This is a genomic window from Streptomyces vinaceus (genome assembly GCF_008704935.1).
Classification (GTDB): Bacteria; Actinomycetota; Actinomycetes; order Streptomycetales; family Streptomycetaceae; genus Streptomyces; species Streptomyces vinaceus.
Map to the genome: position 1 here is coordinate 4,010,001 of NZ_CP023692.1, position 7,500 is coordinate 4,017,500.

At 63.8% G+C, this 7,500-nt stretch carries 4 protein-coding genes, 2 rRNA genes and 3 pseudogenes (2 of these 9 running past the window's edge); 6 read left to right on the forward strand and 3 right to left on the reverse strand.

Annotated elements, in window-relative coordinates; translation table 11 throughout:
• From CP980_RS18015 to CP980_RS18040, 6 genes and pseudogenes are all read left to right on the forward strand, one after another.
• Window positions 1–2,980: ribosomal RNA gene (locus CP980_RS18015) — 23S ribosomal RNA — on the forward strand; it begins 144 nt to the left of the window's first position.
• A gap of 77 nt (window positions 2,981–3,057) precedes the next feature.
• Window positions 3,058–3,174, forward strand: a 5S ribosomal RNA gene (gene rrf, locus CP980_RS18020).
• A gap of 107 nt (window positions 3,175–3,281) precedes the next feature.
• Window positions 3,282–3,638, forward strand: a complete 357-nt coding sequence (locus CP980_RS18025) for a DUF6247 family protein (RefSeq protein ID WP_132761572.1) — start codon at window positions 3,282–3,284, stop codon at window positions 3,636–3,638.
• Window positions 3,635–3,925: a hypothetical protein gene (locus CP980_RS18030; protein WP_099891052.1), complete on the forward strand. Its 291-nt coding sequence runs from the start codon at window positions 3,635–3,637 to the stop codon at window positions 3,923–3,925. The genes CP980_RS18025 and CP980_RS18030 overlap by 4 nt, the downstream gene beginning before the upstream one ends.
• A 149-nt stretch (window positions 3,926–4,074) precedes the next feature.
• A complete protein-coding gene (locus CP980_RS18035) occupies window positions 4,075–4,344 on the forward strand; it encodes a hypothetical protein (protein ID WP_189999324.1) in 270 nt (89 codons plus the stop codon).
• A gap of 125 nt (window positions 4,345–4,469) precedes the next feature.
• Window positions 4,470–4,921: pseudogene (locus tag CP980_RS18040) on the forward strand (leucine zipper domain-containing protein); the annotation flags it as partial.
• Window positions 4,922–5,010: 89 nt separating this feature from the next.
• On the opposite strand, the pseudogene CP980_RS18045 reads toward CP980_RS18040, so the two are convergent.
• The 3 genes and pseudogenes from CP980_RS18045 to CP980_RS18055 all read right to left on the reverse strand — a co-directional run.
• A pseudogene (locus tag CP980_RS18045) lies at window positions 5,011–5,843 on the reverse strand (IS110 family transposase).
• A gap of 239 nt (window positions 5,844–6,082) precedes the next feature.
• Window positions 6,083–6,778, reverse strand: a pseudogene (locus CP980_RS18050) (IS5 family transposase); the annotation flags it as partial.
• A gap of 519 nt (window positions 6,779–7,297) precedes the next feature.
• Window positions 7,298–7,500: the end of a cytidine/deoxycytidylate deaminase family protein gene (locus tag CP980_RS18055; RefSeq protein ID WP_150528610.1), read on the reverse strand. 223 nt of this gene lie beyond the right edge of the window; 203 of the gene's 426 nt are visible here — the last part of the coding sequence; the start codon falls outside the window, past its right edge — the gene reads right to left on this strand; the stop codon is at window positions 7,298–7,300.

The window sequence follows — 7,500 nt, forward strand, 5'->3', positions numbered from 1 at the left end:
GCTGTCACCCGCTGCTGAACACATAGGCAGTGTGGAGGGAACGAGGGGAAGTGAAACATCTCAGTACCCTCAGGAAGAGAAAACAACCGTGATTCCGGGAGTAGTGGCGAGCGAAACCGGATGAGGCCAAACCGTATGTGTGTGATACCCGGCAGGGGTTGCGCATGCGGGGTTGTGGGAATGAGCTTGATCGGTCTGCCGGCCGGTCGGCGAGTCAGAAACCGTTGATGTAGTCGAAGGACATGCGAAAGGTCCGGCGTAGAGGGTAAGACCCCCGTAGACGAAACATCAGCGGCTTGCTTGCTCATCTCCCAAGTAGCACGGGGCCCGAGAAATCCCGTGTGAATCTGGCGGGACCACCCGCTAAGCCTAAATATTCCCTGGTGACCGATAGCGGATAGTACCGTGAGGGAATGGTGAAAAGTACCGCGGGAGCGGAGTGAAATAGTACCTGAAACCGTGTGCCTACAAGCCGTGGGAGCGTCGCTGTATGTGCTTGCACATGCAGTCGTGACTGCGTGCCTTTTGAAGAATGAGCCTGCGAGTTAGCGGTGTGTAGCGAGGTTAACCCGTGTGGGGAAGCCGTAGCGAAAGCGAGTCCGAATAGGGCGTTTGAGTTGCACGCTCTAGACCCGAAGCGGAGTGATCTAGCCATGGGCAGGTTGAAGCGGAGGTAAGACTTCGTGGAGGACCGAACCCACCAGGGTTGAAAACCTGGGGGATGACCTGTGGTTAGGGGTGAAAGGCCAATCAAACTCCGTGATAGCTGGTTCTCCCCGAAATGCATTTAGGTGCAGCGTCGTGTGTTTCTTGCCGGAGGTAGAGCACTGGATAGGCGATGGGCCCTACCGGGTTACTGACCTTAGCCAAACTCCGAATGCCGGTAAGTGAGAGCACGGCAGTGAGACTGTGGGGGATAAGCTCCATGGTCGAGAGGGAAACAGCCCAGAGCATCGACTAAGGCCCCTAAGCGTACGCTAAGTGGGAAAGGATGTGGAGTCGCAGAGACAACCAGGAGGTTGGCTTAGAAGCAGCCACCCTTGAAAGAGTGCGTAATAGCTCACTGGTCAAGTGATTCCGCGCCGACAATGTAGCGGGGCTCAAGCGTACCGCCGAAGTCGTGTCATTGCAGCAATAAGCCCCAACGGGTGTTGTGATGGGTAGGGGAGCGTCGTGTGCCGGGTGAAGCAGCAGCGGAAGCTAGTTGTGGACGGTTCACGAGTGAGAATGCAGGCATGAGTAGCGATACACACGTGAGAAACGTGTGCGCCGATTGACTAAGGGTTCCTGGGTCAAGCTGATCTGCCCAGGGTAAGTCGGGACCTAAGGCGAGGCCGACAGGCGTAGTCGATGGACAACCGGTTGATATTCCGGTACCCGCTTTGAAACGCCCAATATCGAATCAGGCGATGCTAAGTCCGTGAAGCCGTTCCGGACCCTTCGGGGAAAGGAAAGTGGTGGAGCCGACGAACCAGACTTGTAGTAGGTAAGCGATGGGGTGACGCAGGAAGGTAGTCCAGCCCGGGCGGTGGTTGTCCCGGGGTAAGGGTGTAGGCCGAGGGGTAGGCAAATCCGTCCCTCATTAAGGCTGAGACCTGATGCCGAGCCGATTGTGGTGAAGTGGATGATCCTATGCTGTCGAGAAAAGCCTCTAGCGAGTTTCATGGCGGCCCGTACCCTAAACCGACTCAGGTGGTCAGGTAGAGAATACCGAGGCGTTCGGGTGAACTATGGTTAAGGAACTCGGCAAAATGCCCCCGTAACTTCGGGAGAAGGGGGGCCATCACTGGTGATCGGACTTGCTCCGTGAGCTGGGGGTGGCCGCAGAGACCAGCGAGAAGCGACTGTTTACTAAAAACACAGGTCCGTGCGAAGCCGTAAGGCGATGTATACGGACTGACGCCTGCCCGGTGCTGGAACGTTAAGGGGACCGGTTAGTGACCTTTCGGGGTTGCGAAGCTGAGAACTTAAGCGCCAGTAAACGGCGGTGGTAACTATAACCATCCTAAGGTAGCGAAATTCCTTGTCGGGTAAGTTCCGACCTGCACGAATGGCGTAACGACTTCTCGACTGTCTCAACCATAGGCCCGGTGAAATTGCACTACGAGTAAAGATGCTCGTTTCGCGCAGCAGGACGGAAAGACCCCGGGACCTTTACTACAGTTTGATATTGGTGTTCGGTTCGGCTTGTGTAGGATAGGTGGGAGACTTTGAAGCCCCAACGCCAGTTGGGGTGGAGTCGCCGTTGAAATACCACTCTGGTCGTGCTGGATGTCTAACCTCGGTCCGTGATCCGGATCAGGGACAGTGTCTGATGGGTAGTTTAACTGGGGCGGTTGCCTCCCAAAGGGTAACGGAGGCGCCCAAAGGTTCCCTCAGCCTGGTTGGCAATCAGGTGTTGAGTGTAAGTGCACAAGGGAGCTTGACTGTGAGACCGACGGGTCGAGCAGGGACGAAAGTCGGGACTAGTGATCCGGCGGTGGCTTGTGGAAGCGCCGTCGCTCAACGGATAAAAGGTACCCCGGGGATAACAGGCTGATCTTCCCCAAGAGTCCATATCGACGGGATGGTTTGGCACCTCGATGTCGGCTCGTCGCATCCTGGGGCTGGAGTCGGTCCCAAGGGTTGGGCTGTTCGCCCATTAAAGCGGTACGCGAGCTGGGTTTAGAACGTCGTGAGACAGTTCGGTCCCTATCCGCTGTGCGCGTAGGAATATTGAGAAGGGCTGTCCCTAGTACGAGAGGACCGGGACGGACGAACCTCTGGTGTGCCAGTTGTCCTGCCAAGGGCATGGCTGGTTGGCTACGTTCGGGAGGGATAACCGCTGAAAGCATCTAAGCGGGAAGCCTGCTTCAAGATGAGTATTCCCACCTCCTTGAGAGGGTAAGGCTCCCAGTAGACGACTGGGTTGATAGGCCAGATGTGGAAGCCCGGTAACGGGTGGAGCTGACTGGTACTAATAGGCCGAGGGCTTGTCCTCAGTTGCTCGCGTCCACTGTGTTAGTTCTGAAATAACGAACAGCTGTGTTGCCGTCCAGTGTTCAAATTTCATAGTGTTTCGGTGGTCATAGCGTTAGGGAAACGCCCGGTTACATTCCGAACCCGGAAGCTAAGCCTTTCAGCGCCGATGGTACTGCAGGGGGGACCCTGTGGGAGAGTAGGACGCCGCCGAACAATCATTGTGAAAAGCCCCGTACCGGGTATCCGGTACGGGGCTTTTTGCGTTTACGGGCACGTCGCGGAGCCGGTCGCTATCCTGGCCACGTTCCCCTGGAGGCACGATGACAGCACAGCACCTCGAAGACGACGGTCCGCTCATCCCCCAGCCGGCCATGACGCGCGAAGCCCTGCGGGACGCCGTGCGCCGGATCGACATGGCACACCTCGCCGAGTTCGACCGGGAATGCCATGCCGCGTTCGACCGCGCTGCGGAGACGGGCGCCATCAACCCGCTCCGCTTCTTCCTGATCAAGTGGGCCACGCACGTGGCCATCCACCGCTGGCCCGCCCGCGCCGCGGCACTGATCGAAGCAGAGCGGGCCGCAGGCGACCCGGCCGCCACGGAGGAACAGTTCCGGGCCGCCATGGAGAGCAGCAGCCGCATCCTGGCCGAGGCCCAGCGGGAGATCGGTCAGTGACCCTGCGGGGTGAGGGAGTGGAGAACGACGCCGGCTGGGCGTGGGAATGCGATCCGAGCCGGGTCTGGGTACTGGGCGACATGCCCGCGGAGCAGCAGGAGCTGGTCGCCGTGGTCATGGAGGGCCTGGTCGACCTGGCGTCGATGGCGATCGACCCCAAGGACGGCAGCCTCTACGAGGACCCCAGCCCCATGCGGCTGCGTACGTACGAGGACGAGCACTTGATGCTCTGGTACCAAACCATCTCCCACCGCAGCCGCGTCTACCTCAAGCGCGTCAACCTCTGACCGCGAGACTCACCCCGCGGCGGCGAGGTACGAACGGCGTCGCTCGCCACCGCCTCAGGTACGGGTGAATCCTTGCCAACGGCGCTGACGTTGCTCACCAGCCCCGACCCGCTCATCAGGGAGTCCGCTCTCCAGGATGCGCTGGGGCCGTGACTCGCCAGAACAGCATTTACGAGGCCACCGTGCCCGTTCCGCTCTACATCGCGGCGATCCTCGCCCATCCGGCCGTCACGGCTGGCGCCGACTACGGTCAGGACGCCACCACGCCCCGGCCCGACCAACTCTCGTACGGCTGCTTGAGTGGCTCGGCGACACCGCCTACGAAGCCAACGACCCACACCGCCCTTGTCGCTGCCATCCCCCTCATCGAGCACCCCCGCCTCACCGAGCACCAGGCCGCTCTGGCCGGCCATGCCTGACGCCTGTGGGCCACCAGCACCGACCCACCAAATCCGCGTCCTGGACGCGCTGAGGGCCTAGGTGTGTTGTTCCGGGACGTTGGTGCCACGCGTGTTGACATCTCCACCGAAGACAGGAGGCCCTCGTGGTCCACCGTGCTGCCCCGTTGAGCGAAACCGGGCGACTGCGGCCGACCCGCTGTGTCGTGGACGATGGCTGGCCCGTGCGGCGGAACGATTCCAGGTCAGCCACACCACCGCCGCCCGCTGGGCCACCCGCTACCGGCAGCAGGGCATCGCCGGAATGAGTGACCGCTCCAGCCGGCCCCACCACCAGCCCAGCCGGACTGCGGCCGAGGCGGAAGTACTGCGACTGCGGCCTGAACACCGCATCGGTCCCTTGCGGCCGGCCGTCCGATGCAAGATCGCGGCCACGACCGCCCACCGCATCCTGGTCCGCAACTGTCAGCCGCCCCTGGCCGCCCTGGACCGGGCCACCGGCGAGCCCGTCTGCCACTGTGAACGCCCCCGGCCCGGCGAGCTGGTCCACGTCGACGTCAAGAAGCTGGGCCGGATCCCCGACGGCGGTGGCCACAGAGTCGGATCACCTCGCTGACCAGATGAAGGTGTCGGCGGAGGTGGAGTCCGGCGAGGTAGATGGTGGCGGTCTTGATGCCCCTATGGATGTCAAGCCGCCAGGACGTGGGTGGTGGTGCGGGTGATGAGCCGGTGGATCTCGCGTGCGACGTAGCCGTTGAGGCAGCGGAGTGCTTCGCGTCTGGTCTTGCGTTCGGAGACGCGTCTGTCGATGTGGTCGCTGGTGCGGGTGTCCCATCGGAGACGAGCCGGTACGCCGGTGTAGAGGGCGGAGTTGGCCTGCCGGTTTCCGCCGCGGTTGAGGCGACTGCGCTGGGTCTTTCCTGAGGAGGCTTCGACTGGGCTTACGCCGCAGAGGGCTGCTAACGATGACTCGCTGCGGAGCCGTTCTGGGTTGTCTCCCGCTGCGATCAGAAGCGCCGCGGCCGTGTCGGGGCCGACGTCGTAGCAGGCCAGGAGCTGCGGGTTGTGTTGCGCGATGACCTCGGTGATCCGCGTGGTGAGGTCTTCGATCTCCTCGGTGAGGTGCTGGATCCGCCGGGCCAGGAGTTTGAGCGTGTGGGCGGCGGCGCCGGCTGTTCCGCTGCGGCCTCGGCGTCGATGATGTCGCTCTTGCCACGGCGCCGACGAGTCGCCTTGTCGGGCTGGTTCACCTCGAAGACGGTGATGCCCTGGCTACGGAGATACCGGCTGAGCGCGGCGCCGTATGAGCCCGTGCACTCCACCCCGGCCCGGCTGACGTGCCCCGATGTCCGGGCCCAGTCCAGCAACTGTTCGTAGCCGCCGGCGGTCGTCGGGAAGCTCCGGCTCCCGACGAAGGCACCGGCGGCCGTGATCACGGCGGCGACGTGGACGTCCTTGTGGGTGTCGACGCCCAGCACGATCTCGGGGTGGTGTTGGTCCAGCGGGACTGCCTGGGTCATCCTGGTCACGGTCACCTGTCTCCTGCAGCCATGGAAGCGGGGCGGCCATCGCTGCATCGGCCAAGGCGGTCAGGACTGTGACGGTGCCTCTCGCGACGGCCCCTATCGGGACACGCCCGCCGGTCCAGCGGCAGCGAGTGCCGCTCCGGACGGTGGCCGACAGATCAAAACCAAGGCGCCAGGGCCAGGCGTAACGCGGGTCAGGCCACCGCCCGAAGCGGCACCTGAACATCCTCACAGTCGTAGCGGGCGGCCAGGCCGCGCCATAGCTTGAGCTTGTTGATGCACCGCTCGACGGTGCTCCGCTGTTTGTAGGCCTCGCGGTCGAACGCCGGCGGGTGGCCGCCGAGTCGGCCCAGCCGCTTGCGGTTCACAGCCTGATCGGCCGGCTGGGGGATCATCGCCCGGATCCCGAGTCGCCGCAGGTGACGGCGGATCGCCCGGGACGAATACGCCTTGCCGGCCAGGACCGAGTCCGGCGTGATCCTTGGGCGGCCGATCCGGCGGGCCATTCGTAATCGGGCCATGACCTGAGGAAACGCTGGTGCGTCGCGTGCCTGGGCGGGTGTGAGGACGAACGCGAGCGGGCGGTAGTGGCCGTCCGCGGCAAGGTGGATCTTGGTGGTCAGCCCACCGCGGGACCGACCGAGGCATGGTCGGCCGGATCGCCGCCCCGGCCCCTTTTGACGGGCCCCGGCGGAGTGCTGATGTGCCCGCACGATCGTGGAGTCGACCGCGACGACCCAATCCAGGTCGCCCTCGGCGTCGGCCCGGGCGAGCAGAGCGGTGGACACCTTCTCCCAGGTGCCGTCGGCGGCCCACTTCCGCAGCCGGTTGTGGGCTCCCTTCCACGAGCCGAAGGGTTCGGGCCGGTCCATCCACGGTGTGCCGGTGCGGTACCTGAACGCGATGGCGTCGATCACTTCCCTGTGATCCCGTCACTGGCCACCCCGCCGAGGGGCCCGGTCCGGCAGTCACGGCTCGATGCGCGCCCTCGGGGAACGACGGTCTTCTAGTCGCCAGAGAAGGGGGTGTCCCCGTACGGATCGATGCGGGCCAGGCTGCGAACCCGGTGCCGCCCGAGCCGTTCAACGGCCGTCCAGAACTCATCGTTGTCATCGACCAACCGCTCCAGCATTCCTACTGACGGCCGAGGTCCGGACGTTCGCCCGGCCCGGGACACAGAGCCCCCTCGACGCAGCTCGACTACGAGCGTCATTCCTGCCCCTACTCCGGCGCACGCAGCATGTGATCCGGAGGGACGGCCTGGGGGGCACGACACCAGCGGCATCGAGAACGCCTCCGGCATTGCCGCGGGCGAGCACTGCGCCCGATGCCGCGCCGTTCTGATGCAACGAGTCGTTGCACCTGTGTCCAGCTCCGCCGTGAACGCCGTCCTGGTCCTCCGCCTCGCTCCCGGAGCATTCACCAGGGCCATCGGTTGGGCCCGGCCGTCACGATGCGGTCTTCTCGGCGTCGAGCTGGTGGTCGGCCCAGACGTAGCTTTCGGGGAGCAGGTCGGGGATGGGGACGGCCCGGGCGTGGGCGTTGTTGCCGACGATGACCTTGAGGGTGGGGAAGTAGTCGAGAAGGACCTGCCGGCACCGGCCGCACGGGGGAATGACCCCCCGGTCGCGGTCGCCCACGGCAACGATGG

Excerpts from the sequence above, each read along its gene's own strand:
- CP980_RS18025 (WP_132761572.1), top strand. The coding sequence starts at position 3,282 with ATGACAGCACAGCACCTCGAAGACGACGGTCCGCTCATCCCCCAGCCG.